The organism is Kitasatospora sp. NPDC094015, assembly GCF_040304075.1.
Taxonomy (GTDB): Bacteria; Actinomycetota; Actinomycetes; order Streptomycetales; family Streptomycetaceae; genus Kitasatospora.
Genome location: NZ_JBEOUL010000023.1, coordinates 23,706 through 47,224, shown reverse-complemented (window position 1 = coordinate 47,224; position 23,519 = coordinate 23,706). Strand labels below are relative to the sequence as shown.

At 75.8% G+C, this 23,519-nt stretch carries 19 protein-coding genes; 12 read left to right on the top strand and 7 right to left on the bottom strand.

Annotation, left to right across the window (positions count from 1 at the left end):
• Positions 1 to 60: 60 nt before the first annotated feature.
• Entirely contained in the window at positions 61 to 1,149 is a 1,089-nt protein-coding gene (locus ABT014_RS24530; RefSeq protein WP_350641238.1) for a glycosyltransferase family 4 protein, read from the bottom strand.
• Positions 1,150 to 1,396: 247 nt separating this feature from the next.
• On the opposite strand from ABT014_RS24530, the gene ABT014_RS24525 reads away from it, so the two are divergent.
• The 11 genes from ABT014_RS24525 (at position 1,397) to ABT014_RS24475 (ending at position 15,895) form a co-directional block, all read left to right on the top strand.
• Positions 1,397 to 2,527: a glycosyltransferase family 4 protein gene (locus ABT014_RS24525; protein ID WP_350641236.1), complete on the top strand. Its 1,131-nt coding sequence runs from the start codon at positions 1,397 to 1,399 to the stop codon at positions 2,525 to 2,527.
• Positions 2,528 to 2,994: 467 nt separating this feature from the next.
• Positions 2,995 to 4,758, top strand: a complete 1,764-nt coding sequence (locus ABT014_RS24520) for a nucleotide-binding protein (RefSeq protein WP_350641234.1) — start codon at positions 2,995 to 2,997, stop codon at positions 4,756 to 4,758.
• A complete protein-coding gene (locus ABT014_RS24515; RefSeq protein ID WP_350641232.1) occupies positions 4,755 to 5,855 on the top strand; it encodes a glycosyltransferase in 1,101 nt (366 codons plus the stop codon). The genes ABT014_RS24520 and ABT014_RS24515 overlap by 4 nt, the downstream gene beginning before the upstream one ends.
• A 34-nt stretch (positions 5,856 to 5,889) precedes the next feature.
• The gene (locus ABT014_RS24510; protein ID WP_350641230.1) at positions 5,890 to 6,951 is read left to right on the top strand and encodes a GNAT family N-acetyltransferase; all 1,062 of its coding nucleotides are present in this window, start codon (positions 5,890 to 5,892) and stop codon (positions 6,949 to 6,951) included.
• Positions 6,951 to 8,486, top strand: coding sequence for a hypothetical protein (locus ABT014_RS24505; protein ID WP_350641228.1), 1,536 nt, complete (start codon positions 6,951 to 6,953; stop codon positions 8,484 to 8,486). The genes ABT014_RS24510 and ABT014_RS24505 overlap by 1 nt, the downstream gene beginning before the upstream one ends.
• Positions 8,483 to 9,679 (top strand): DegT/DnrJ/EryC1/StrS family aminotransferase, encoded by a 1,197-nt coding sequence (locus ABT014_RS24500; protein WP_350641226.1) that lies wholly within the window; start codon positions 8,483 to 8,485, stop codon positions 9,677 to 9,679. The genes ABT014_RS24505 and ABT014_RS24500 overlap by 4 nt, the downstream gene beginning before the upstream one ends.
• A gap of 206 nt (positions 9,680 to 9,885) precedes the next feature.
• The gene (mscL, locus tag ABT014_RS24495; RefSeq protein ID WP_350641224.1) at positions 9,886 to 10,326 is read left to right on the top strand and encodes a large conductance mechanosensitive channel protein MscL; all 441 of its coding nucleotides are present in this window, start codon (positions 9,886 to 9,888) and stop codon (positions 10,324 to 10,326) included.
• A gap of 285 nt (positions 10,327 to 10,611) precedes the next feature.
• A complete protein-coding gene (locus ABT014_RS24490) occupies positions 10,612 to 11,262 on the top strand; it encodes a DUF6643 family protein (protein WP_350641221.1) in 651 nt (216 codons plus the stop codon).
• A 191-nt stretch (positions 11,263 to 11,453) separates the two neighbouring features.
• Entirely contained in the window at positions 11,454 to 12,347 is an 894-nt protein-coding gene (locus ABT014_RS24485; protein ID WP_350641219.1) for an MOSC domain-containing protein, read from the top strand.
• 192 nt (positions 12,348 to 12,539) lie between these two features.
• Complete coding sequence (locus ABT014_RS24480) at positions 12,540 to 14,999, top strand: right-handed parallel beta-helix repeat-containing protein (protein ID WP_350641217.1); 2,460 nt, start codon at positions 12,540 to 12,542, stop codon at positions 14,997 to 14,999.
• 59 nt (positions 15,000 to 15,058) lie between these two features.
• Entirely contained in the window at positions 15,059 to 15,895 is an 837-nt protein-coding gene (locus ABT014_RS24475; RefSeq protein WP_350641215.1) for a DeoR/GlpR family DNA-binding transcription regulator, read from the top strand.
• Between the two features lie 45 nt (positions 15,896 to 15,940).
• Here ABT014_RS24475 and ABT014_RS24470 read toward each other — a convergent pair whose 3' ends face one another.
• The 4 genes from ABT014_RS24470 to ABT014_RS24455 all read right to left on the bottom strand — a co-directional run bounded on the left by ABT014_RS24470 (position 15,941) and on the right by ABT014_RS24455 (position 20,807).
• Entirely contained in the window at positions 15,941 to 17,047 is a 1,107-nt protein-coding gene (locus tag ABT014_RS24470) for a PLP-dependent cysteine synthase family protein (RefSeq protein ID WP_350641213.1), read from the bottom strand.
• Between the two features lie 195 nt (positions 17,048 to 17,242).
• A complete protein-coding gene (locus ABT014_RS24465) occupies positions 17,243 to 19,810 on the bottom strand; it encodes an FtsX-like permease family protein (protein WP_350641212.1) in 2,568 nt (855 codons plus the stop codon).
• The gene (locus tag ABT014_RS24460) at positions 19,807 to 20,562 is read right to left on the bottom strand and encodes an ABC transporter ATP-binding protein (protein WP_350641211.1); all 756 of its coding nucleotides are present in this window, start codon (positions 20,560 to 20,562) and stop codon (positions 19,807 to 19,809) included. The genes ABT014_RS24465 and ABT014_RS24460 overlap by 4 nt, the downstream gene beginning before the upstream one ends.
• Positions 20,559 to 20,807, bottom strand: a complete 249-nt coding sequence (locus tag ABT014_RS24455; RefSeq protein ID WP_350641210.1) for an SHOCT domain-containing protein — start codon at positions 20,805 to 20,807, stop codon at positions 20,559 to 20,561. Before ABT014_RS24455 ends, ABT014_RS24460 begins: the two co-directional genes overlap by 4 nt.
• 270 nt (positions 20,808 to 21,077) lie before the next feature.
• Here ABT014_RS24455 and ABT014_RS24450 point away from each other — a divergent pair, with 270 nt between their 5' ends.
• Positions 21,078 to 21,662, top strand: coding sequence for a hypothetical protein (locus ABT014_RS24450; RefSeq protein ID WP_350641209.1), 585 nt, complete (start codon positions 21,078 to 21,080; stop codon positions 21,660 to 21,662).
• On the opposite strand, the gene ABT014_RS24445 is transcribed toward ABT014_RS24450, so the two are convergent.
• Positions 21,623 to 22,294: a response regulator gene (locus ABT014_RS24445; protein ID WP_350641208.1), complete on the bottom strand. Its 672-nt coding sequence runs from the start codon at positions 22,292 to 22,294 to the stop codon at positions 21,623 to 21,625. The genes ABT014_RS24450 and ABT014_RS24445 overlap by 40 nt on opposite strands.
• Complete coding sequence (locus ABT014_RS24440) at positions 22,291 to 23,481, bottom strand: sensor histidine kinase (protein WP_350641207.1); 1,191 nt, start codon at positions 23,479 to 23,481, stop codon at positions 22,291 to 22,293. The genes ABT014_RS24445 and ABT014_RS24440 overlap by 4 nt, the downstream gene beginning before the upstream one ends.
• Positions 23,482 to 23,519 lie beyond the last annotated feature (38 nt).

Genomic DNA, 23,519 nt, shown 5'->3' with positions numbered 1-23,519 from the left:
ATCGGAGCAGCCGGGCCACCGGATCAGGTAACGGCGGGCCGTGCCCGCCGGCCCGCGGGCTCAGGAGCGCCGGGCGACCTGGTCCAGCAGTTGCTGCCAGCGGTCGGTGGCGCCGGCCAGGTCGAACCGGTCCAGCGCGTGGCGGCGGGCCGCCGCGCCGAGGCCGGCCCGGTCGCCGGCCAGCACCGTGCCGAGCGCCTCGGCCAGCGCGGCCGGGTCGCCGGGCGGGACGACGGCGCCGGTGACCCCGTCCAGGACCACGTCCCGGACCCAGCCCACGTCGGTGGTGACGGCGGGCAGGCCGGCCAGCGCGGCCTCGATCAGGACGCCGGGCACGCCCTCGCTGTCGCTGCTCAGCAGCAGGGCGTCGGCGGCCCGGTAGAGCGGGGCCGGGTCGGCGAGCCGGCCGAGGAAGTGCGCCCGGCCGGTGGTGTCCGCGGCCTCGGTGCGCTCGCGCAGCGGGCCGTCGCCGGCCACCGCCAGGTGCACGTCGGGCAGCAGGGCGAGCGCCTCCAGGGCCAGGTTGGGGCGCTTCTCGGTGGCCAGCGCCCCGATCCAGGCGACCAGCAGACCGTGCGCCGGCAGCCCCAGCTCGGCCCGGGCGGCGCGGCGCTGCGCCTGGTCGGCGGCGGGCGCGAACCCGTCGGCGGGACGGCTGTTGGGGATGGTGCGCACCCGGGCGGCGGGCAGCCGGAAGCGCTCCAGCAGGACCTGCCGGGCGCCGTCGGAGATCGCCGAGACGGCGGCGGCGCGGTGCAGGAAGGCGCCCACCCGCAGGCGCCGGGACCAGCTCGCGGTCCAGTGCCGGGGGTCGCCGATGTTGACGTAGACGAACGGGGTGCCGGTGCCGAGCAGGCCGAGCGCGCAGGCCTGGAGGGTGCTGGAGCCGTGCGCGACCACCACGTCGGCGGAGCGGGCGGCGGCCCGCAGCGCGCGCAGGGTGGCGGGGTGGTGGCGGGACGGGCCGAGCACCGGGGCGTCGTGCCCGGCGGGCGCGTCCGGGTGCGGCTGCAGCGAGCGCAGGGCGGACGGCCGGCCGCGCCGCAGCAGTTCCGCGTGCAGGTCGCGGGCGAGGTTCTGGGCGCCCCGGTGCCGGGGGTCGGTGATCAGGTGGAGGACGCGCGGCGGCGCCGGCACGGGGGCTGACATGGGCTCGACCCTGGCACAGCGGCGGGCGGGCGCGCAGCCGCTTTCGCCGATGCGGGGTGCCCCGGGGCGGGGTGCGGGCGCGGTGCCCGGCATCCGATCGGCAGCGATCCGGAGCGCGACCTCGCCGATTCCCTGGCGGACACCCCTTCCGGCCTGGAATGCTGAGCCGCAGTCAGGCGCGGTCGGCAGGGAGGTCGGCGGCGCCCAGGGGTTCCCCCGGGGGGTTGCGGCTGTGCATGTGCTCTATGTGATCGACAGCGTCAGCCGGGTCGGCGGTGCCGAACAGGGGCTGGTGGCGATGGCGCCCCAGCTGGTCCGGGCCGGTGTCCGGCTCGACGTGGCGTACCTGAAGGAGTCCCCGGGCGGTTTCCAGCCGGAGCTGGCCGCGGCCGGGGCGACGGTGTTCGGCGTGCACCGGCCGGGCCGGGCGGGGCGGGTGGCCGGGCTGCGGGCGCTGGTCCGCGAGCGGCGCCCGGAGCTGGTGCACACCACGCTCTACGAGTCGGACGTGCTGGGCCGGGCGGCGGCGCTGTCGGCCGGCACCCCGGTGGTGTCCAGCCTGGTCAACTCCTCGTACGGGCCGGAGCACCTGCACGCCCGCGGGCTGAACCCGTGGAAGGTGCGGGCGGCGCAGGCCGTGGACGCGGTGACCGCGCAGGGCACCCGCCGGTTCCACGCGCTGACCGAGCACGTGGCGCAGGCGATGGCCGGCCGGCTGCGGGTCTCGCGGGAGCGGATCGACGTGGTTCCGCGCGGCCGGGACCCGCAGCTGCTGGGGTCGGTGACCCCGGAGCGGCGGGCGGCGGTCCGGGCCGCGCTGGAGCTGCCGCAGGACGTCCCGGTGGTGCTGGCGGCGGCCCGCCAGCAGTACCAGAAGGGCCTGGACGTGCTGCTGGAGGCGTGGCCCGCCGTGCGCCGGCACTCCCCGGAGGCGGTGCTGCTGCTGGCCGGCAGCGAGGGCGCGGAGACGCCGCGGCTGAGACGGCTGGCGGAGGAGGCCGGGCAGGTGGTCTTCCTCGGGGCCCGCGGCGACGTGTTCGACCTGATGGCCGCCGCCGACGCGTTCGCCGTGCCGTCCCGCTGGGAGGGCCTGGGCAGCGCCGCGATGGAGGCGATGGGCGTCGGGGTGCCGCTGGTCTGCGCGGACGTCCCGGCGCTGCGGGAGACTGTCGGGTCGGAGGACTACGCGGCGCTGGTGCCGCCGGAGCGCCCGGCCGAACTGGCCGCCGCGCTGGTCGACACGCTGGACGACGCGGCCGCCGCCGCGGTGCGGGTGAAGGCCGCCCGGGCTCGCTTCCTGACCAGTTTCACCCTGCAGCACGTGTCGGCGCGGATGGTGGAGTTCTACGAGCGTTCGCTGCACCGGCGCACACCCTGACACCCCGTCGATTACCGGACATAGCGGCAGCAACCGCCGAGCCCGGCCCAAGCTTCCCGTAACGGCCTGCGTCAGAATGGTGAAAACGCTTGCGCCGCAGGTCCGGGACGACAAGCATCACTGTCGGGGGCCTGTGGATCGTCGGGGGGACGGTGCCGGGTACGCTCCGGGCCGACCACGCCCGGGTGGGGCGATGCCGTCAGGGGGGCTGATGACACCACAGCCGATTCCGCGCCAGCAGCCGCGAGTCCCGTCACCGGACGGCGTCTCGCGGCCGGAGCCGTTGCGCCGCCCGACCGCGGAACCCGCCCACCCCGCCCCGGCGTTACGCCCGACGGGCTGACCCGAGTCACCAACCGCCCGGCTCGCCGGGCTGGCCCGCACCAGTGCGCGCCGCCGATGCCTGGCGGGTGCGGGCCGACCGCCACGCCAGGCGCCTGCACCACGAACGCGAGGGGATCCAACCGGTGGAACCGGCTAACCACTTCACCGTCCTGCGCCGCTACTGGCGACTGCTGGCCGGTTGCACCGCGGCCGCCCTGCTGGTGGGCTTCCTGCTCACCCCGGCCAGTGACGCCGTGGACACGGCCAAGTGGCAGTGCAAAGCAGCCATAACGCCGGTCGCCGGCTCCGGCGACGTGGTCAAGGCCGACCAGGTGCTGTCGTACGCCCAGGGCTCGGAGGTCGCCAACGCGGCGGCCAAGAAGCTCAACCTGCCGACCGCGTCGGTCGCCGGCCGCCGCACGGTCACCGCCGCCGGCCCGCAGATGCTGGTCTTCTCGACCACCGGGCCGACCCAGCAGTCCTGCATGGACCTGGCCGGGGCGCTGGCGAGCGCCACCGTCGACGGCTACAGCGCCGAGACCCAGAAGAGCGCCGACGAGCAGATCAAGCGGGCGCAGGAGCAGCTGAAGACCCAGCAGGCGCAGATCGACGACCTGCAGCGGGCCTCCTCCAAGGCGAGCGGCGCGGACCAGGCCCGGCTGAAGCCGCAGCTGGACGCGGCCACCAACGAGCTGAGCGAGACGCTGAAGCGGATCACCACGCTGCGCTCCACCTCGCAGACCGACGCCATCCAGCAGTGGGGTTCGATCGACGCCAAGGAGACCGGCGGCAGCCTGCTCAGCTCCCCCAGCCGGGGCCTGCGGCTCACCCTGGCCGTGGTGCTGGGCCTGGCGCTCGGCGTGGTGGCCGCGCTGATGCTCAGCCGGATGGACACCCGGCTGCGCGGGCGCAACAGCACCGAGGAGGCGTTCAACCTGCCGGTGATCGGCGAGGTGCCGCTGCTGTCGCGCCGGCTGCGGCGCACCCGCGAGCCGCTGGTGGTGGCCCGGCCGTCCGACCCGGGCGCCGAGGCGTACCGCTCGCTGCGCTCGACCCTGCTGCTGACCGGGCCGGCCTCGCTCTCCGCGCAGTTCGGCGAGGGCGGGATCTCGCAGGCCGAACGGATCTCCCGGCGGCTGGCCGAACCCTCCCCGGTGATCCTGGTGATGTCCGGGCGCAGCGGCGACGGCCGGACCACCACGGTCGCCAACCTGGCGGCGGCGCTGGCCGAGACCGGGCGCGAGGTGCTGGTGCTGGACTGCGACTTCCGCAGCCCGCAGGCGCACGTCCACTTCGGGATCAGCGACGGCCCCGGCATGGCGGAGCTGCTCAGCGGTGAGCAGCTGCCCAACCTGGACGACCTGATCCGCCGGACCAACGTGGACGGCGTGCGGCTGATCACCGGCGGCAACACCAACGCGTACCCGGCGGCGCTGGTGCTGCGGGCCGGCGAGGTGCTGCGCCGGGCCCGGCGGCACGCCGACGTGGTGCTGATCGACAGCTCCCCGCTGCTGCACGCCAACGACGCCTACGACCTGGTGCAGCACGCCGACGGGGTGCTGGTGACCGTGATGGCGGGCAACGTCAAGCCCGAACAGGCCGACCGGGTCAGCGAGTTGCTCTCGCGCACCGGCGTGCCGGTGGCGGGCGTGGTGCTGCTGGGCACCGACGGCCCGTCCGGGCGACGGGCCCGCGAGGCGGTGCGGATGGTTGCCGCTCCGGGTGGCCGCACCGGCGGCCCGGCGGCGGGTGCGGGCACCCCGGCCCCCGCGGCCGCGCAGCCGGCCGCGCCGGCCCGGTCGGCGGAGGACCCGGACCCGTCGACCGGCCCGAGCTGGGCCCGGCGGCGGGCGGCCGAGGCCCCGGCCGAGACCACCATGCAGCTGCGCCTGAACGAGGACCTGTGAGCGCGCCCGGCCGGACCAGGGTGCTCTGGCTGGCCAAGGGCCTGGGCCGGGGCGGCGCCGAGCAGCTGCTGGTCAACTGCGCCCGGCACGCGGACACCTCGCGCTACGAGATCGAGGTCGCGTACGTGCTGCCGTGGAAGGACGCCCTGGTGCCCGCCCTGGAGGCGGCGGGGGTGCGCACGCACTGCCTGGGCGGCTCCCCCGGTGCGCTCTGGCCGTGGCGGCTGCGGCAGTTGCTGGCCGAGCGCCGGTACGGCCTGGTGCACTCGCACATGCCGATCCCGGCGGTGGCGGCCCGGCTGCTGTCGTACGGGCCGCGCGGGCCGCGGCTGGTGCACACCGAGCACAACGTCTGGGAGCGCTACCGGACGGCCACCCGCTGGGCCAACACGCTCACCTACCGGCGCAACGACGCGGTGGTGGCGGTCTCGCACGCGGTGGCGGCCACCATCACCCGGCGCCGGCCCGGGGCCGACTGGGTGACCGTGGTGCACCACGGTCCGGACCTCGCGGGCGCCCCGACCGGGCCGGCCGCCCGGGCCGCGGCGCGGGCCGAACTCGGCCTGCCCGCGGACGCGGTGGTGATCGGCACGGTGGGCAACCTGACGCCGAAGAAGGACCAGGCGACCCTGCTGGCCGCGTTCGCCCGGCTGCGCGCGGAGCAGCCCGGCACCGCGCTGGTGGTGATCGGAGCCGGCCCGCTGGAGGCGGAGCTGAGGTCGAGGGCCGGTGAAGGAGTTGTGTTCGCCGGTTCCCGCCCCGATGTGCCCGCACTGCTGGCAGGCTTGGACGTGTTCACCCTGAGCTCCCGCCAGGAGGGCCTTCCGGTCGCCCTGATGGAGGCGATGACCAGCGGGCTCCCGTCCGTGGTCACCAGGGTCGGCGGCATGCCGGAGGTGCTGGACGACGGGGAGCAGGGCTTCCTGGTGCCGCCGGGCGATCCGGTCGCGCTGGCCGGCGCCCTGGGTCGGCTGACGGCCGACGAACAGCTGCGCCGGCGGCTCGGCGCGGCCGCCCTGGACCGCTCGAAATCCTTCGACGTGGCCGGGGCCCAGCAGGCCATCGAGCAGGTGTACGCGCAGGTGCTGGAGCGCTGAGCGCCCGGCCCACCGGAAGGGATCGACCACCCCCGTGACCACCCCGTCCGACGAGCCGTCAGCTGCTGGCGAGCTGACCGTCCGTCCGCTCACCGAGGCCGACACGCCGGCCGTGCTGGAGCTGCTCACGGCCTCGCTGGCCGGCGGGCCGACCGGCACCCGCAGCGCCGACTTCTTCGACTGGAAACACCGGCACAACCCGTTCGGGGCCAGCCCCGGGCTGCTGGCCGAGACCGCGGACGGCCGGGCCGCCGGCGTCCGGCTGTTCCTGCGCTGGCAGTGGCAGGCGGGCGAGCGCACGGTCCGCGCGGTCCGTCCGGTGGACACCGCCACCCACCCGGACTTCCAGGGCCGGGGGATCTTCCGCCGGCTCACCACCGGCCTGCTGGAGCAGGTCGCGCCCGACACCGAGCTGGTCTTCAACACCCCGAACGGCAACAGCCTGCCGGGCTACCTCCGGATGGGCTGGCGGGTGGTCGGCAAGGTGCCGATCGCGCTGCGGATCGCCCGCCCGGCGGCCTTCGCGCTGGGCGCCCGGGCCGCGCTGACCCGGCGGCCCGCCGCGGCCCGGCGACCGCTGCGCTGCCAGCTGCCGACCGCGGCCGAGTGGTTCGCCCGGCCGCCGGCCGGCCTGCCGGAGCTGCTCGCCGAGCGGGCGCAGGCGGACGCGGCCGACCCCCGGCAGGCCGTCCTGCGCACCGAGTCGTTCCTGCGCTGGCGCTACGGCGACGCCCCGGGCCTGGACTACCGGGTGCTGACCTGCGAGCGCGGCGGGGAGCTGGCCGGGATCGCCTTCGGGCGCCCGCGCCGGCGCGGCCCGCTCACCGAGTTCACCCTCGCCGACGTGCTGGTGCGCCCGGGCGACCGGCACGCCGCGGCCTGGCTGCTGCGGTCGGCGGCCGCGGCCGGCTGCGACCACGCCGCCACCCACCTGGCCCCCGGCACCGAGGCCGCCGCGGCCGCGCTGCGCGGCGGGTTCCTGACCGCGCCGCGGACCGGGATGACGCTGGCCGCGCGCGGCCCGAGCGGGCCGCTGCCCGCCGAACGCACCCTGGACGACTGGCGGTTCAGCCTGGGCGACCTGGAGGTCTTCTGATGGCACGTCCGTCGGCCGCCGCCGCCGGGCGGCCGGACCTGCGCGCCCTCGCCGAGCGGGTGCACTGGCCCACCGCGGTGGCCGTCACCGCGGTGATCGGCTACGTGACCGTGTTCGTGCTGGCGATGGTGCACACCAGTTACGACACCTGGGGCGCGCTGCTGGTCGCCCCCGCCCTGATGGCGATCGGCACCCCGATCCTGGCCCGGGTGGCGGCCGCCAACCCCGAGCGGGGCATCTTCAAGCTGCTGATGCTGGCGATGGGCCTGAAGCTGTTCTGCGCCTTCCCGCGCTACCTGATGGCCTTCGTGCTGTACGGCGGCGCGGCGGACGCCAAGATGTACCACCAGAAGGGCAGCGCGCTGGCGCTGTACCTGGACAACACCGACCTGCTGTCCCAGGGCGTCCACTACGACCTGGGGATGAAGGTGGCCGGCACCGGCTTCGTCATCATCGTCACCGGGGTGGTGTACGCGATCACCGGGCCGACCCTGATCGGCGGGTTCCTGGTGTTCTCCTGGATGGGCTTCTGGGGGCTGCTGCTGTTCTGGCGGGCGGTGCAGATCGCCTTCCCGGAGGCCGACTCGCGGCGCTACGCCAAGCTGGTCTTCTTCCTGCCCTCGCTGCTGTTCTGGCCGTCCAGCATCGGCAAGGACGCCTGGATGATGCTGTGCCTGGGCCTGACCACCTACGGCGTGGCCCGGCTGCTGGACCGCCGGTTCGGCGCCTTCGTCTGCATCGCGCTCGGCTCGCTCGGCACCGCGATGGTCCGCCCGCACGTCACCGTGCTGGCCGGCGCCGGCCTCTCGGTGGCGTACGTGCTGCGCAAGCGGCCGCAGCAGGTCAGCGCACTGGGGCCGCTGCGCACCATCCTGTCGGTGGTGGTGATGGGCGCCGGTGTGATGCTGATGCTGCAGCAGGTCTCGACCTTCTTCGGCACCGAAGGCACCAGTGGTGACAGCCTCAACCACGTGCTGTCGGAGACCTCCCGGCGGACCTCGCAGGGATCCTCGATGATCAACGCGGCGCCGACGGAGGACGCCGCCCCGCAGTTCAGCCTGAACCCGGCGGGGCTGCCGATGGCGGTGATCAGCGTGCTGTTCCGGCCGTTCCCGTTCGAGGCCTCCAACATCCAGAACCTGATCCAGTCGGTGGAGTGCTTCGCCCTGCTGATCATGTTCATCCGGAGCTGGCCGCACCTGCGCCAGCTGCCCCGGCTCTTCCTGCAACGCTCGTACATCGCCTACACGGTGGTCTACACCCTGCTGTTCTGCTGGGCGTTCTCGACCATCAACAACATGGGCATCCTGTCCCGCGAGCGGGTCCAGGTGCTGCCGCTGTTCCTGGTGCTGCTGGCCGTGCCCCGGTCGGAGTCGGCGCGGTCCGCGCCGGTCCGGCGCGCCCGGGCGCCGGTCTGGCGGGTGCAGCCCGGACAGTGGGGCGCGCGCGGCGCGGACGCCGTCCCTCATGAACACCCGGCCCGCGTCGGCGGGCCGGACTCACCACCTCGACCCAGGGGGGATCGAACCGAATGACCACCACCGACCTCGCACGTCCCGCCGCCCTCGGCGGCACCCCGGCCTTCCCGGACGGACTGCCACTGACCCGCGTGCGGGTCCCGGACCGCGAGGCGCTGCTGCAGCGCATCGGCGCGGTGCTGGACAGCGGCCAGCTCACCAACGGCGCCACCGTGCGCGAGCTGGAGGAGCGGGCGGCCGAACTGCTGGAGGTGCCGCACGTGGTGGCGGTCTCCAACTGCACGGCGGGCCTGATGCTGGTGCTCCAGGCGGCCGGCGTCGGGCAGGGCCGCCCGGTGGTGATGCCCGGGTTCACCTTCTCGGCCACCGCGCACGCCGCGCACTGGGCCGGCGGCACCCCCGTGTTCGCCGAGGCCCGCGAGCAGGACATCACCCTGGACGTGGCCGACGCCGAGGCCCGGCTGAAGGCCGCCGACCGGCCGGCCGCGCTGATGGCCACCCACGTCTACGGCACGCCCTGCCAGGTGGAGGACCTCCAGGCGGTCGCGGACGCCGCCGGGGTGCCGCTGGTCTACGACTCGGCGCACGGGTTCGGCAGCCGCCGCAAGGGCGTGCCGATCGGCAACTTCGGCCTGGCCGAGGTGTTCTCGATGAGCCCGACCAAGGTCGCGGTGGCGGGTGAGGGCGGTCTGGTGGCCACCCGGGACGCGGCGCTGGCGCAGACCCTGCGCACCGGCCGGGACTACGGCAACCCCGGTGACTACAACACGCTCTTCCCCGGCCTGAACGCCCGGATGAGCGAGCTGCACGCCGCGGTCGGCCTGGCCTGGCTGGCCGATCTGCCCGCCCGGGTGGCCCACCGGGGCGCGCTGGTCGAGGAGTTCAGGACCGTGGTGGCCGGCCTGCCCGGTCTGCGGCTCGCCCTGCCGGAGGCCGGCGACGTGTCGACCTTCAAGGACCTGACGCTGATCCTGGACGCGGACGCCTTCGGGCTGTCCTCCGCCGAGCTGGCCGCCGCGCTCAAGGCCGAGGGCATCGACACCCGGCGCTACTTCCACCCCCCGGTGCAGCGCCAGCAGTCGTACGCGCACCTGGGGCAGGCCGAGGACCTGCCGGTGACCGACCGGCTGGCGGACTCGGTGCTGACCGTGCCGCTGTGGACCCACATGGACGCGGCCACGGTGCGCCGGGTGGCCGAGGCCGTCCTGCGGATCCAGCCGTACGCGGAGCGTCTGCGCGCCGCCGGCTGAGCCGGGCCACGCCGTGCCGCCGGCCGCCCACGGGCGCCGGCGGCACGGCCGTTCGAGCCGCGAACACCGGTCCTGGCTTAGCCGGATCAGGTGAACTCGGTTGGACCACAGGCCTGTTGAGCCGGGAGGATGGCGGGCCGGGCCGGTCGGCCCGGACCTTCGGCAGGCCGGTCCGGGCCTGTCCCGGCACGGATATGGAGCACTCGGTGTTCAAGGGCTTCCGCAGCTTCCTGCTGCGCGGCAACGTGGTCGACCTCGCGGTCGGCATCGTCATCGGCGCGGCCTTCACCGCCGTCGTCACCGGGTTCGTGGCGGCCTTCCTGACCCCGCTGATCGGGGTCGCCACCGGCGCGGTCGGCGACTACTCCAAGGAAGCCTTCGAGGTCGGCGGCACCAGCTTCCCGTACGGCGCCTTCCTGAACGCGCTGATCAGCTTCCTGCTGGTCAGCGCGGTGATCTACTTCGCCGTGGTGGTCCCGGTCGGGAAGCTGCAGAGCCGCTTCGATCGGCCCGAGGAGCCGGTCGCCAAGATCGACTGCCCGGAGTGCCTGAGCCGCATTCCGGCCGCCGCGTCGCGCTGCTCGTACTGCACCACCGAGCTCACCGGTCGCCAGGGGCTCCCGACCCAGACCCTGCAGAGCCACTGACCGTCGCCGCCGCTCCGGCCGCCGGCCTGCGCCGACGGCCGGAGGGGCACGCACGACCCGTCCGTCCGGGGCATCCCGGGCAGATCGGTCGCCGGACACCCGCCATCGGCCGTTCGATTCACGTTCGACTACCCGTCAGGAACCCTGTCTGGCCGAAATCGGGTGTCGAAATGTCGGATCTTCCCACTTTCGATCCGTTTGTTCGAGCGAAGACTGTGTAAACAGTTGAACTCCCCTGCCTTCCACTCTCCTCAGCAGGCGCATTGTGGGCTTACGGTATGCCCCATGACCTCGCCCCGCTCCTACGACGGAGTCGGCTACCCCTCTCCGTCCTTCGGCTCCGGCACGCCCATCTACGACAGCCTCGTCGCAGAACGCGGTGTCCCGCAGATCGCCCCCATCAACGTGCCGGCGGCGCTGCCCCCGGCCACCGGTGGCTACGGCTCCTCCTACCAGAGCAGCTACGTGCCCTCCTTCGACAGCCCGGCGGGCAACCTCCCGGCGCTGCCCCCGGCCCGCCTCGCGCTGGGCCCCGGCCCGAGCAGCGCCCCGATGACCGGCCACGTCCCGGCCCAGGCCACCCCGGCGATGTACCCGGCGCCGCAGCCCCCGATGCCCGGCTACGCCTCGGCGCCCAGCTTCCAGCAGGCCCCGCCGTCGTACCAGAGCCAGACCGGGCAGAGCTTCGGCGGCCAGAGCTTCGGCGGGCAGAACACCTTCGCCCAGGCCCCGCAGGGCTTCGGCGGCCAGGGGTTCAACGGCCAGAGCTTCGGCGGCCAGAACTCCTTCGCCCAGGCGCCCCAGCAGCAGAGCTTCGGCGACCAGAGCTTCGGCGGCAACCAGCTGCGGCCCACCGCGCCGGTCGCCCCGATGCGCCCGGCGCCGCAGCAGTACGGCGGCCAGACGCAGTACCCGCAGTACCCCCAGGCCGGCTGAGCCCCGGCCCGCAACCCCGCCGAACGAGGGCGTCGGGGTCGGGAGCAGGGCGAGAGGTCGACCTCCAGGGCCGTCCGCACTCCGCAGCACGACGGAGCGCGGGCGGCCCTCGCGCGTCCGCGCGTCCCCGGCCGCCGCACGACCGCCCGGGAGCCGCCACCTCCGCCCGGGCCGGCTGGCAGGATGGGGGCATGCCGCAGCTGACCGGTCTCCACCTGTACCCCGTCAAGTCCACCTACCGGCTGAGCCCGCGCAGCGCCGCGGTCGAGCCCTGGGGCCTGGCCGGGGACCGTCGTTGGATGCTGGTCGACGACCGCGGCCGGGCGGTGACCCAGCGCGACGAACCGCTGCTGGCCCGCTACCGCGCCACCCCCGCACCCGACGGCGGCCTGGTGATGACCGGCCCCGACGGCGCCGCGATCGAGATCGCCGTCCCGTCCGTGGCGGACGGCGACCCGCACGCCGAGGTGGAGATCTTCGGCACCGTCTTCGGCGCGGCCGAGGCCGCCAAGGAGGCCCGGCTCTGGTTCGCCGAACGGCTCGGCGACGTCCGGCTGGTGCACCTGGACCGGCCGCGCACCAGCCGGCCGATCAAGGAGAAGTACCGGCTGCCGGGTGAGACCGTGAGCATGGCCGACGGCTTCCCGCTGCTGCTCACCACCACCGCCTCGCTGGCCGAGCTGAACCGTCGGATCGCCGCGGACCACCCGGACGATCCGGTGAAGGGCGCGCCGCTGCCGATGGAGCGCTTCCGCCCCAACCTGGTGGTCGACGGGGCCGAGCCGTGGGCCGAGGAGAGCTGGCGGCGGGTGGCGATCGGCGGCCTGACCTTCCGCGCGGCCAAGCTGTGCGCCCGCTGCGTGGTCACCACCACCGACCAGGAGAGCGGTGTCCGACGCGGGCCGGAGCCGCTGCGGGCGCTCGGCCGGCACCACCGGATCGGCCAGAAGCTGATCTTCGGGATCAACCTGGTCCCGGAGCGCCCGGCCGGCGTCACCGGCGACCACCTCGGCACCCTCCGGGTCGGCGACGAGCTCACCGTGCTGGTCACCGGCCCGTACGTCGACCCGGAGGCCGGGTCCTGAGCCCGGCCGGAGCACCGGGCCGGACGCCCGGGCGCCCGTTCGCCGGCGTACGCCGCCGGGCCGGTGGGCGCCGTTCCGGAACCGTGCCCGCGCTCACTCGTTGAAGCGCAAGAGCGGCTCCGACCGGTGCCCGGAGCACGCTACGGTGGGGCGGCACGCAGGCCTCGACGAAGGTGGGGACGACAGACCGTCATGGCTGAGCACAGGGTCCGGGTCACACAGGACAGCGGTTCCCGCTGGCGCCGGCGCGCCGCGGACCACGAGACGCTGGGCGACGCCCTGGCCGCCGCCGAGGACGGCGACACCCTCACCCTGCGCCCCGGCACGTTCCGCGAGAGCGTGCTGCTCGACAAGGCGGTCACCCTGGTCGCCGCCGACGGCCCCGGTACCGTCCGCCTCCTCCTGGAGGCCGGGGTCCCGCTCACCGTCACCGCCGCGGCGGCCGTCCACGGCCTGGTGATCGAGGCCTCCGACAGCACCGCCCCCGCCGTCCTGGTCACCGGCGCCGGCGCCGCCGCCGAGCTGGCCGACTGCCGGGTCGAGGCCCGCTCCGCGGTCGGCGTCGAGGTGACCGCCGGGGCCGCCGCCTCGCTGCGCGGCTGCACCGTCGCCAACCCCACCGGCCTCGGCGTACGGCTGCGCGGGGCGGCCCGGGCGGCGCTCCTGGACTGCGAGCTGACCATGGCCGGCCAGGCCGGGCTGGCGGTCCTCGGCGGCTCGACCGCGCGCGCCGAGCGCACCCGGATCCACCACGCCTCGGGCGCCGGGGTGCTGCTCGCCGACCGCGGCTCCGCGGCCGAGCTGACCGGCTGCGAGATCTACGAGGTGCGCGGCAGCGGCGTGCAGGCGGAGGCCGGGGCCACCGGCCGGCTGACCGACTGCACCGTCCACCGGGTGACCGGCAACGGCCTGACCCTGGACACCGAGGCGCAGCTCACCCTGACCGGCTGCCGGCTGCACGACCTGCCGGAGAACGCCGCGGACCTGCGCGGGCGCTCGCGGCTCGGCCTGCACCGCAGCACCGTGCACTCGTTCGGCCGGGGCGCGCTGTCGGTCTGGGACTCCGGCACCCACGCCGAGGCCAGCGCCAGCGAGATCCACTCCTCGACCGGGGACTACCCCGCGCTCTGGGTCAGCGACGGCGCCCGGGTCGAGCTGTCCGACTGCACCCTGCGCGACCTGCCGGACGCCCTGTTCGTGCTGGACCGGGGATCCAGCGCGGTGGTGGCGGACAGCTCGTTCAGCCGGATCCGCAGCTCCGCCGTGTCGGTCAGCGGCGGCGCGACGGCCGACCTGACGGCCTGCCGGATCCAGCAGGCCGGCACCGGCCTGTGGTTCCGCGACCACGGCAGCGGCGGCCGGCTGACCGACTGCGAGATCGCCGAGGTCTCCACCGGAGTGATCGTCACCAAGGGCGCCGACCCCCAGCTCCACGGCTGCACCGTCCGGGCCAGCAGCGACGCCGGGGTGTACGTCTCCGCCCAGGGCCTGGGCAGCTTCGAGGAGTGCCGGGTCTCGCACGGCAAGGGCTTCGGCTTCCACATCATCGACGGCTGCCGGACCAGGCTGACCCGCTGCCGGGCCGAGCAGAACGGCCGGGCCGGCTTCGAGTTCTCCGAGCCGGGCCCGGTCGCCGAGGCCTGCGTCTCGGACGACGTCGCGCCGCCGCCACCGCTCGCCCTGCCCGCGGCCCGGGCCCTCGCCCCGGGCGCCCCGGCCCCCGTGCCCGCGCTCACCTCGGCACTCGCTCCGGCTCGCGCGACGGCGACCGCGGGCACGCCCGCCGGGGTCGGGGCCGCACCGCTCGTCCCCCCGGCGGGCAGCCCGATCGCGCCGCTGCCGGACTGCCGGCCGGCCGACGAGGCGCTGGCCGAACTGGACGCGCTGGTGGGCCTGGCGACCGTCAAGCAGGAGGTCCGGACGCTGGTCGACCTGATCTCGGTCGGCCGCCGCCGGGAGCGGGCCGGGCTGAAGGCCCCCTCCCCCCGGCGCCACCTGGTCTTCACCGGCTCCCCCGGCACCGGCAAGACCACGGTGGCGCGGCTGTACGGGGAGGTCCTGGCCTCGCTCGGGGTGCTGGGCCGGGGCCACCTGGTCGAGGTGGCCCGGGTGGACCTGGTCGGCGAGCACATCGGCTCCACCGCGATCCGCACCCAGGCCGCCTTCGAACAGGCCCGGGGCGGCGTGCTGTTCGTCGACGAGGCGTACGCGCTGGCACCGCCGGACGGCGGCCGGGACTTCGGCCGGGAGGCGATCGACACCCTGGTCAAGCTGATGGAGGACCACCGCGACGAGGTGGTGGTGATCGTGGCCGGCTACACCGCCGAGATGGAGCACTTCCTGACGGCCAACCCCGGGCTGTCCTCACGCTTCTCCCGGACCGTCAGCTTCCCCGACTACAGCGCCGCCGAGCTGCTGGAGATCGCCCGCGCGCAGTGCGCCGAGCACGAGTACGCGATGGCCTCGGCCACCGAGGGCGCCCTGCTGCACCACTTCGCCGGGATCGACCGGGGCCCCGGCTTCGGGAACGGCCGCACCGCCCGGCAGGTCTTCGAGACCATGGTCGAGCGGCACGCGATGCGGGTGGCGCAGCTGCCCGACCCGTCCACCGAGGACCTGCAACTGCTGGTCCCGGCCGATCTGCCCGGCTGACCGGATCGGCACCGCCGCGTGGCAGGATGGGACCAGTTCGAACCGGAGGGGTGTCACACGTGGCCGACAGCAGCAACCTGCTCGCCGAGCAGCGCCGGGCGATGATCCTGGACGAGGTGCGCCGGCGCGGCGGGGTCCGGGTCAACGAGCTCACCCGGCAGCTGAACGTCTCCGACATGACGATCCGCCGGGACCTGGACGCGCTGGCCCGCGCCGGGGTGATCGAGAAGGTGCACGGCGGCGCGGTGCCGACCGAGGCCGCGCGCACCCACGAGCCCGGCTTCGAGGCGAAGTCCGCGCTGGAGCTGAGCGCCAAGGAGGAGATCGCCCGGGCCGCCGCCCGGCTGGTCCAGCCGGGCAGCGCGATCGCGCTCTCCGGCGGCACCACCACCTACGCGCTGGCCCACCACCTCACCGAGATCGAGCAGTTGACGGTGGTGACCAACTCGGTGCGGGTCGCGGACGTGTTCGACCGGGCGCAGCGTCAGCTCAGCCGGCAGCCCGCCACGGTGGTGCTGACCGGTGGGGTGCGCACGCCCTCGGACGCGCTGGTCGGGCCGGTGGCGGACCGGGCGATCCGCTCGCTCCACTTCGACCTGCTGTTCCTCGGCACGCACGGGCTGTCCGCGACCGCCGGGCTGTCCACGCCGAACCTGGCGGAGGCCGAGACCAACCGGACCTTCATCGCCTCGGCCCGCCGCACCGTGCTGGTGGCCGACCACACCAAGTGGGGCACCATCGGCCTGTCCAGCTTCGCCGAACTCTCCGACGTGGACACCTGGGTGGCGGACGCGGCGCTGCCGGTGGACGCGGTGGACGCGGCCCGCGAGCAGGTCCGGGAGCTGATCCTGGCCGGCGCGGAGCCGGCCGAGGACGAGGACGAGCCGCAGCCCTGAGCCGCAGCCGTGAGCCGCGGCCCTCGCGGCCCGCGCCGGCCCCGGTCAGTCCAGGCCGGGTGCGGAGCCGTCGAGGAAGCGCTCCATCAGCTCCAGGTACGGGGCGATCTCGATGCCCTGCTCGGCCAGCCAGGCGTCCGCGTAGTACTTGTCGAGGTAGCGGTCGCCCGGGTCGCAGATCAGCGTGACCACGCTGCCGCGCTGCCCGGCCGCCTTCATCTCGGCGACGATCCGCAGCGCGCTCCACAGCCCGGTGCCGGTGGAGGCACCGGCCTTCTTGTCGATCGCCCGCTCCAGCAGTCGCATCGCCGCGATCGAGGCGGCGTCCGGGACCTTCATCATCCGGTCGACCGCGCCGGGGACGAAGCTGGGCTCCATCCGGGGCCGCCCGATGCCCTCGATCCGCGAGCCGGTCGCGCAGGTGGCGTCCGGGTCGGACTTGACCCAGCCGTCGAAGAAGCAGGAGCTCTCCGGGTCGGCGACGCAGATCCGGGTGTCGTGCTGGAGGTAGTGCACGTAGCGGGCGATGGTGGCGGAGGTGCCGCCGGTGCCTGCGGTGGCGACGATCCAGGCCGGTTCGGGGTGCGGCTCCAGCCGGAGCTGGGCGAAGATCGACTCGGCGATGTTGTTGTTGCCGCGCCAGTCGGTGGCGCGCTCGGCGTAGGTGAACTGGTCCATGTAGTGGCCGCCGGTCCGCTCGGCCAGCCGGGCCGACACCTCGTACACCTCGCCCGGGCTGTCCACCAGGTGGCAGCGGCCGCCGTGGAACTCGATCAGCTCGATCTTGGCGCGGCTGGTGCTGCGGGCCATCACCGCGACGAACGGCACGCCGATCAGCTTGGCGAAGTACGCCTCGGAGACGGCGGTGGAGCCGCTGGAGGCCTCGATCACCGGCTTGCCCGGTCGGATCCAGCCGTTGCACAGGCCGTAGAGGAAGAGCGAGCGGGCCAGCCGGTGCTTGAGGCTCCCGGTGGGGTGGGTGGACTCGTCCTTCAGGTAGAGGTCGATCCCCCAGTCCTCGGGGAGCGGGAAGCGCAGCAGGTGGGTGTCGGCGGAGCGGTTGGCGTCCGCCTGGACCTTGCGGACCGCCTCCTTGAGCCAGGCCCGGTACTCGCCGTCGGAACGGTCCACGTCCGTGGTCTGCACAACCATCGCGCCTTCTCCCTCGCCTCGGCCGTCGCCGGCCGTCCCGTGCATCACTCCCACTCAGTGTAACAATCAACTACGATAAGTAACCTTAACGGGCGATCCAGGTTCCGCTTATCGGCTGCGGCTTGTCGGCTGCGGCGGCCACGTGCGGGCCCGCGCGGCGTACGCGACGTACGCGGCGCGGGCCCGCACGGCGGCTCAGTCGGCCGCGATCGCCCGCAGCACGTCCAGCCGGGCGGCCCGGGCCGCCGGCCGCAGGCCCGCCACCGCCCCGGCGAGCAGCCCGGCCAGCAGGACCACCGCCAGCTGCCCGGGCGGGAGCGCGAAGGCCGCCGTGCCCGCCCGGTCCGAGGCCCGCACCAGCGCCCAGCCCAGGAAGGCGCCCAGGAGCAGCCCGCCCACCGTGCCGAACGCCGCGACCAGCACCGACTCCCAGCGCACGGTGGCGCGCAGCTCGCCCCTGGTCTGGCCGACCGCGCGCAGCAGCCCGAGCTCCCTGGTCCGCTCGTGGACGGCCAGGCCGAGGGTGTTGGCGATGCCCAGCAGCGCGATCAGCACCGCCAGCGCCAGCAGCGCGTAGACCACCGAGAGCATCATGTCGACGCCGCCGGCCGCGCTCGCCGCGTACTCGTCCCGGGTCTGCACCCGGGGGTTGCCGTAGTCGGCGGCGGTCCGCTCCACCGCCGCCCGGCCGGCGGCCGGGTCGACGCCCGGGCGCAGCGCCACGGCCACCAGGCCGGCGCTGTCCTGCCCTCGGTGCGGGGCCCAGGCCTGCGGGGTCATCAGGTAGTCGCCGGCCACCCCGCCGCCCTCGAACAGGGCCCGGACGGTGAAGCGGGCGTGCGCGTCGGCGAAGGCCACCTCGACGGTGCTGCCGACCTGCCAGCGCCGGGCGGCCGCCTCGGTGCGGGAGACCGCCAGGCCGTCGGTGCCCAGCGCGGCGAGCGAGCCGTCGATCCGGCCGAGCGCCACCACGCCGTCCAGGGCGGCCGGATCGGTGATGTCCAGGCTCCGGCCGTGACCGTCGATCCGGGCCACCCCGCGCCCCAGCGCGACCGCCCGGCGGACCTCGGGCAGCTGCGCCAGCGCGTCGGCGAGCCGGGGGCTGACGCCGCTGCCGCCGGCCCCGAAGGCAGGGGCGGTGACGGCCAGGTCGCCGGCGAAGGAGCGGTCCACGGTGCGGTCCAGGGTGGCCCGGACCGAGGCGCCGAACACGGTGAACATGGCCACCACGGCGACGCCGACCATCAGCGCGGTCGCCGTGGCGGCGGTCCGGCGGGGGTTGCGGGCGGCGTTGCGGCGGGCCAGTGCGCCGGTCACCCCGCGCAGCCGGGCCAGCGGGGCGCCGAGCAGCCGGACGGTGAGCGCCGCCGCGACGGGTCCGAGCACCACCACCCCCGCGAGGGTGGCCACCGCCCCGGCGGCCGTCCGCCACACCGAGGGTCCAGCGGTAACGCCGGCCACGGTCAGTCCGGCGCCGCCGGCGGCGAGCAGCCCGCCGGCCAGCGCCCGCCACCGGGCCGGGCGTCCGGCGGCGGCGTCGTCCACGGCGGTCGCGCGCAGGGCGGCCAGCGGAGCCGTCCGCCCGGCCCGGACGGCCGGCAGGAGTGCCGAGCCGACGGCGACCGCGGTGCCGACCGCCGGCGGCAGCAGGACGGCCGCCGCGCTGATCACCGTGCCGCCGGTCGGCAGGCTGAAGCCGATCGCGGCGAACAGCGCCTTCAGGGCGGTGGCGATGCCGACCCCGCCGAGCAGCCCGGCGGCGGAGGCGAGCAGCCCGACCGCCAGGGCCTCGCCGAGGGTGGCGCCGAGCACCTGGCGGCGGGTCGCGCCGAGCGCCCGGAGCAGGGCGTTCTCCCTGGTCCGCTGGGCGACCACGATGGCGAAGGTGTTGTGGATGGTGAAGGTCGCCACCAGCAGCGCGATCCCGGCGAAGACCAGCAGCAGGGTGGTGAACAGGGTGAGGAAGCGCCCGGAGACCTGCGCGGTGCTCTCCGCCGCGGCGGCCTCGCCGGTCAGCGCCTCGGTCCCGGCGGGCAGCGCCGGCCGGAGCCGGTCGACCAGGTCGCGCTGGGAGAGGCCGTCGACCGCGCGGACCCGGATCGCGCTGGCCTGTCCCCCGCCGGCGGGCATCAGGTGGCGCTGGGCGTCCGCGAGGGTGAGCGCGGTGAAGGTGCTGGGGCCCATCCCGTCGGCGTCGGCGCCGAAGGTGGCGATCCCGACCACGGTGATCCGGACCGGGTCCGGGGTGCGCAGCACCGCGGTGTCGCCCAGGTGCAGGCCGCCGGCGCGGGCGGCGCCGCGGTTGAGCACCGCCTCGCCGGGCGCGGCCGGGGCGCGGCCCTCGGCCAGCCGGTACGGGTTCAGCCGCGCGTCGGTGATCCAGTTCCCGGCGAGCGTGGGCGGGCCCTGGCCGCCGACCGGCCGGCCGTCCCGGCCGACCAGCTGGCCGCTGCCCTGGACGGACGGTTCGGCCGCCGCCACCCCGGGGACGGCCCGCACCCGGTCGGCCAGCGTGCTGTCGACCGGGGCCCGGACGCCGCCGGGGGTGCCGGCCGCGTCCAGCACGTCGGCGCTGCGGACCACCGCGTCGGTGCCCCGCTCGGCGTCCGCGAACAGGGTGTCGAAGTTGGCCCGCAGGGTGTCGCCGAGCACCATCGTGCCGGTCAGGAAGGCGACGCCGAGCAGGACGGCGAGGAAGGTCCCGGTCAGCCGGCGGCGGTGGGCGCGCAGCGAGCGCAGCGCGATCCGCCGGGTGGCGCTCACCGGCCCTCCCCGCGGTCCAGGTCCTTCATCCGGTCGAGCACCCGGTCGGCGGTGGGGGCGTCCATGGTGTCGACCAGCCGGCCGTCGGCCAGGAACAGCACCCGGTCGGCGTGGCCGGCGGCGGTCGGGTCGTGGGTGACCATGACGACGGCCCGGCCGAGCGTGTCCACGGCCCGGCGCAGCAGGGTGAGCACCCCGGTGCCGGTCCTGGAGTCGAGGTTGCCGGTGGGTTCGTCGGCGAAGACCACGTCGGGCTGCCCGACCAGGGCGCGGGCCACGGCGACCCGCTGCTGCTGGCCGCCGGAGAGCTCGCTCGGCCGGTGCGCGAGCCGGTCGCCGAGGCCGACCACCTCGATCAGGTCGGCCAGCCGGCGCGGGTCGGGGGCCCGGCCGGCCAGGTCGAGCGGCAGGGTGATGTTCTCCCGGACGGTGAGCGTGGGGACCAGGTTGAAGGCCTGGAAGACGAAGCCGACCCGCTCCCGGCGCAGCAGGGTCAGGCGCCGGTCGTCGAGCGGGCCGAGTTCGGTGTCGCCGAGGTAGGCGTGGCCCTCGGTGAGGGTGTCCAGACCGGCGGCGCAGTGCATCAGGGTGGACTTGCCGGAGCCCGAGGGGCCCATGATCGCGGTGAACCGCTCGGCCGGGAAGTCGACGCTGACGCCGTCCAGGGCGCGGACCCGGGTGTCGCCGGTGCCGTACTCCTTGACGGCGCCGGCGACCCGGGCGGCGTGGCGCGGGGCGGTGCCGCCGCTCATCCGGCGTCGCCCGGCCGGCGCTCCGCCAGGACGGCGCGGCGGGTGCGGTACTCCTCGACGTCGATCTCGCCGTTGGCGTAGCGGCGGCCGAGCACGGCCAGCGGGGCGTCGCCGCAGTGCCGGCGCAGGCCCGCCCGGCGGGCGAACGTCACCACCAGCGCGACCACGGCCAGCCAGAACAGCGGGACCAGCAGGATCCACGGGCCGGGCCAGTGGCCGCCGGTCTCGGCAAGCAGGGTGTTCATCGGGGACCATCTCCCTCGTCGGCGCTCTCGCGGCCCGGTCTCCCCGGGCCCTTCGAGCCTCCCGCCGCGGGCCGTCCCGGCGCGTCCTCCGGGCAGCGGCTCCCGGGCTGCTCCCCGGGGAGTACGGCGGCCGCCGAAGCCCTCCGGAGCGCGGACCTGCTCGGCTAGGATCGCTGGCACGGCGCCGTGTCCCCGGGGAGCCCTCCCGGGCGCGACCCGGCCGTGCGACCGGCGGAAGCGGTCGCCGGTGGCACCACCGGGAGGTACGCGATGACCGTTCCCTACGTCGGACCGGGGGCGAACCCCACCGACTGGGTCACCCGCCACTACCCCGGACCGCTGCGCTCGGCCCTGGAGCAGCGCGGCGGCGTCCCGCACTCCGCCCGCAGCATCGTCGCCCGGCAGCTCGGGCTGCGCACCGCCGAGCAGTTGCGCGAGCGGATCGAGCGGCGCTGGTACCAGCGGTACGCCGACCTGACCGGCCCCACGCTGCTGGCGCGGGCGGACGAGATCGCCGAGCTCCTGGTGGCCGGCCCGGACTGCGAGGTCTCGGACCTGTGCGAGGACGGCTGGCTGCTGGACGAGGAGGCGAACTGCACCTGGTGCCGCCCGAGCCGGACCGAGTTCGACCTGACCGGCCAGGACGAGACCGAGGGGCGGCGCGCCTCCCCGGACACGGTGGCGCGGATGGCCGGCAGCATCCGGGCGCAGATGCGTGCGGGCCGGCGCTCGGTGCGGGCGGCGAACGAGCGGGCCCGGGTCGAGCGGGAGCGGCGCTCCGGTGATCCGGACCCGGCCCCGCCGACCGCGATCCGTCAGCCCAGCCAGCCCGGCCGGACCAGCCCGGACTCGTAGGCGAGCACCACGAGTTGGGCCCGGTCGCGGGCGCCGAGCTTCACCATCGCCCGGCTGACGTGGGTCTTCGCGGTGAGCGGGCTGACCACCAGGCGGCGGGCGATGTCCTCGTTCGACAGGCCGAGGCCGACCAGGGCGAGCACCTCGCGTTCGCGGTCGGTCAGGGCGGCCAGGCTCGCGGCGGCGGGCTGCGCGGGGCGCTTGGAGCGGGTGGCGAACTCGCCGATCAGGCGGCGGGTGACGCCCGGTGAGAGCAGCGCGTCCCCGGCGGCGGCGACCCGCACGGCCCGGACCAGGTCGGCCGGTTCGGTGTCCTTGACCAGGAACCCGGCGGCGCCGGCCCGGAGCGCCTCGAAGACGTACTCGTCGAGTTCGAAGGTGGTCAGCACGACCACCCGGACGGCGGCCAGCGCGGGGTCGAGGCCGATCCGGCGGGTGGCCTCCAGGCCGTCCAGGCGGGGCATCCGGATGTCCATCAGGACGACGTCGGGGCGCAGCTCGGCGGCGAGCGCCACGGCCTGCTCGCCGTCGTCCGCCTCGCCGACCACGACCAGGTCGCTCTGGGCCTCCAGCAGGGCCCGGAAGCCGGCCCGGACCAGCAGCTGGTCGTCCGCCAGCAGGACCCGGATCACCGCGCCTCCCCGGGCTCCGCGACGGGCAGCCAGGCCTCGACCCGGAAGCCGGCGCCGGCCGGCCCCGCGGTCAGGGTGCCGCCGAGCGCGGTGGCGCGTTCGCGCATGCCGATCAGGCCGGTGCCGGAGCCGCCGGGCTCCCCCGCGCCGGCCGGGCCGGGGTCCTCGACCAGCACCAGCAGGCCGTCCGGGCGCCAGCCGAGGGTGATCGCGGCGGTGCGGGCGGCGGAGTGCCGCAGCACGTTGGTCAGCGCCTCCTGGGCGATCCGGAACGCGGCCAGGCCGAGGCCGACCGGGGCTGCGCGGACGGTGCCGGTGGTGCGCACGGTGACGGTGAGCCCGGCGTGGGCCGCCTGGTCGACCAGCTCGCCGAGCCGGTCCAGGCCGGGGGCCGGGTCGCGCGGGGCGGCGCCGGCCGGGTCGCGCAGGGTGCCGAGCACCTGGCGGACCTCGCCCAGCGCGGCCTTGCTGGCGCCCTTGATGGTGACCAGCGCGCTGCGCGCCTGCTCGGGGCGGCTGTCCATCAACTCCAGGGCCACCCCGGCCTGGAGGTGGATCAGCGAGATGCTGTGGGCGAGGATGTCGTGCAGCTCGCGGGCCATCCGCAGGCGCTCCTCGTCGACCCGGCGGCGCTCGGCCTGGGCCGCGGCCTCCCGGACGGCGGCCATCCGCTCCCGCCGGAAGCGCAGGATCTCGGCGCCGGCCAGGACCAGCAGCAGCCAGGCGGCGACGCCCAGTTCCTGCCAGCCGTTGGGCGCTCCGCCGGGCGCGCGCAGCCAGGCCGCCGGCAGCGCGTGGCCGATCAGCAGGTGCACGCCGTAGAAGACGGCGGCGCAGGCCCACACCACCCGGCGCCGGCCGAGCTGGACCGCCACCGCGTACGCCACCACCAGGCTGAGGAACACCGGCCCGTACGGGTACCCGGCGACCAGGTACACCACGGTGACGGCGGTGGTGCCGACGGCGACCGCGGCCGGGTGGCGGCGGCGCAGCACCAGCAGGGCGGGCCCGGCCAGCAGCAGCAGGTAGCCGAGGGCGTCCAGCGGGGCCCGTTGCGGCTGGTGCCGGCCGGCGGCGACGGTGCCGGCCACCTGCACCACGGCGACCAGCACGGCGAGCGCCACCGGCAGGCCGGCCTTGGCCGCGCGGACCCAGGGGGGCTGCCAGGGCGGCTGCGGATCGCTCATGCCGTGAGGCTAGCCGGGCCGGGCCCGCCCGGTCGTCA

Excerpts from the sequence above, each read along its gene's own strand:
- ABT014_RS24530 (WP_350641238.1), bottom strand. The coding sequence starts at position 1,149 with ATGTCAGCCCCCGTGCCGGCGCCGCCGCGCGTCCTCCACCTGATCACC.
- ABT014_RS24505 (WP_350641228.1), top strand. The coding sequence starts at position 6,951 with ATGGCACGTCCGTCGGCCGCCGCCGCCGGGCGGCCGGACCTGCGCGCC.
- ABT014_RS24500 (WP_350641226.1), top strand. The coding sequence starts at position 8,483 with ATGACCACCACCGACCTCGCACGTCCCGCCGCCCTCGGCGGCACCCCG.
- ABT014_RS24490 (WP_350641221.1), top strand. The coding sequence starts at position 10,612 with ATGACCTCGCCCCGCTCCTACGACGGAGTCGGCTACCCCTCTCCGTCC.
- ABT014_RS24485 (WP_350641219.1), top strand. The coding sequence starts at position 11,454 with ATGCCGCAGCTGACCGGTCTCCACCTGTACCCCGTCAAGTCCACCTAC.
- ABT014_RS24480 (WP_350641217.1), top strand. The coding sequence starts at position 12,540 with ATGGCTGAGCACAGGGTCCGGGTCACACAGGACAGCGGTTCCCGCTGG.
- ABT014_RS24470 (WP_350641213.1), bottom strand. The coding sequence starts at position 17,047 with ATGGTTGTGCAGACCACGGACGTGGACCGTTCCGACGGCGAGTACCGG.
- ABT014_RS24460 (WP_350641211.1), bottom strand. The coding sequence starts at position 20,562 with ATGAGCGGCGGCACCGCCCCGCGCCACGCCGCCCGGGTCGCCGGCGCC.
- ABT014_RS24455 (WP_350641210.1), bottom strand. The coding sequence starts at position 20,807 with ATGAACACCCTGCTTGCCGAGACCGGCGGCCACTGGCCCGGCCCGTGG.
- ABT014_RS24450 (WP_350641209.1), top strand. The coding sequence starts at position 21,078 with ATGACCGTTCCCTACGTCGGACCGGGGGCGAACCCCACCGACTGGGTC.
- ABT014_RS24440 (WP_350641207.1), bottom strand. The coding sequence starts at position 23,481 with ATGAGCGATCCGCAGCCGCCCTGGCAGCCCCCCTGGGTCCGCGCGGCC.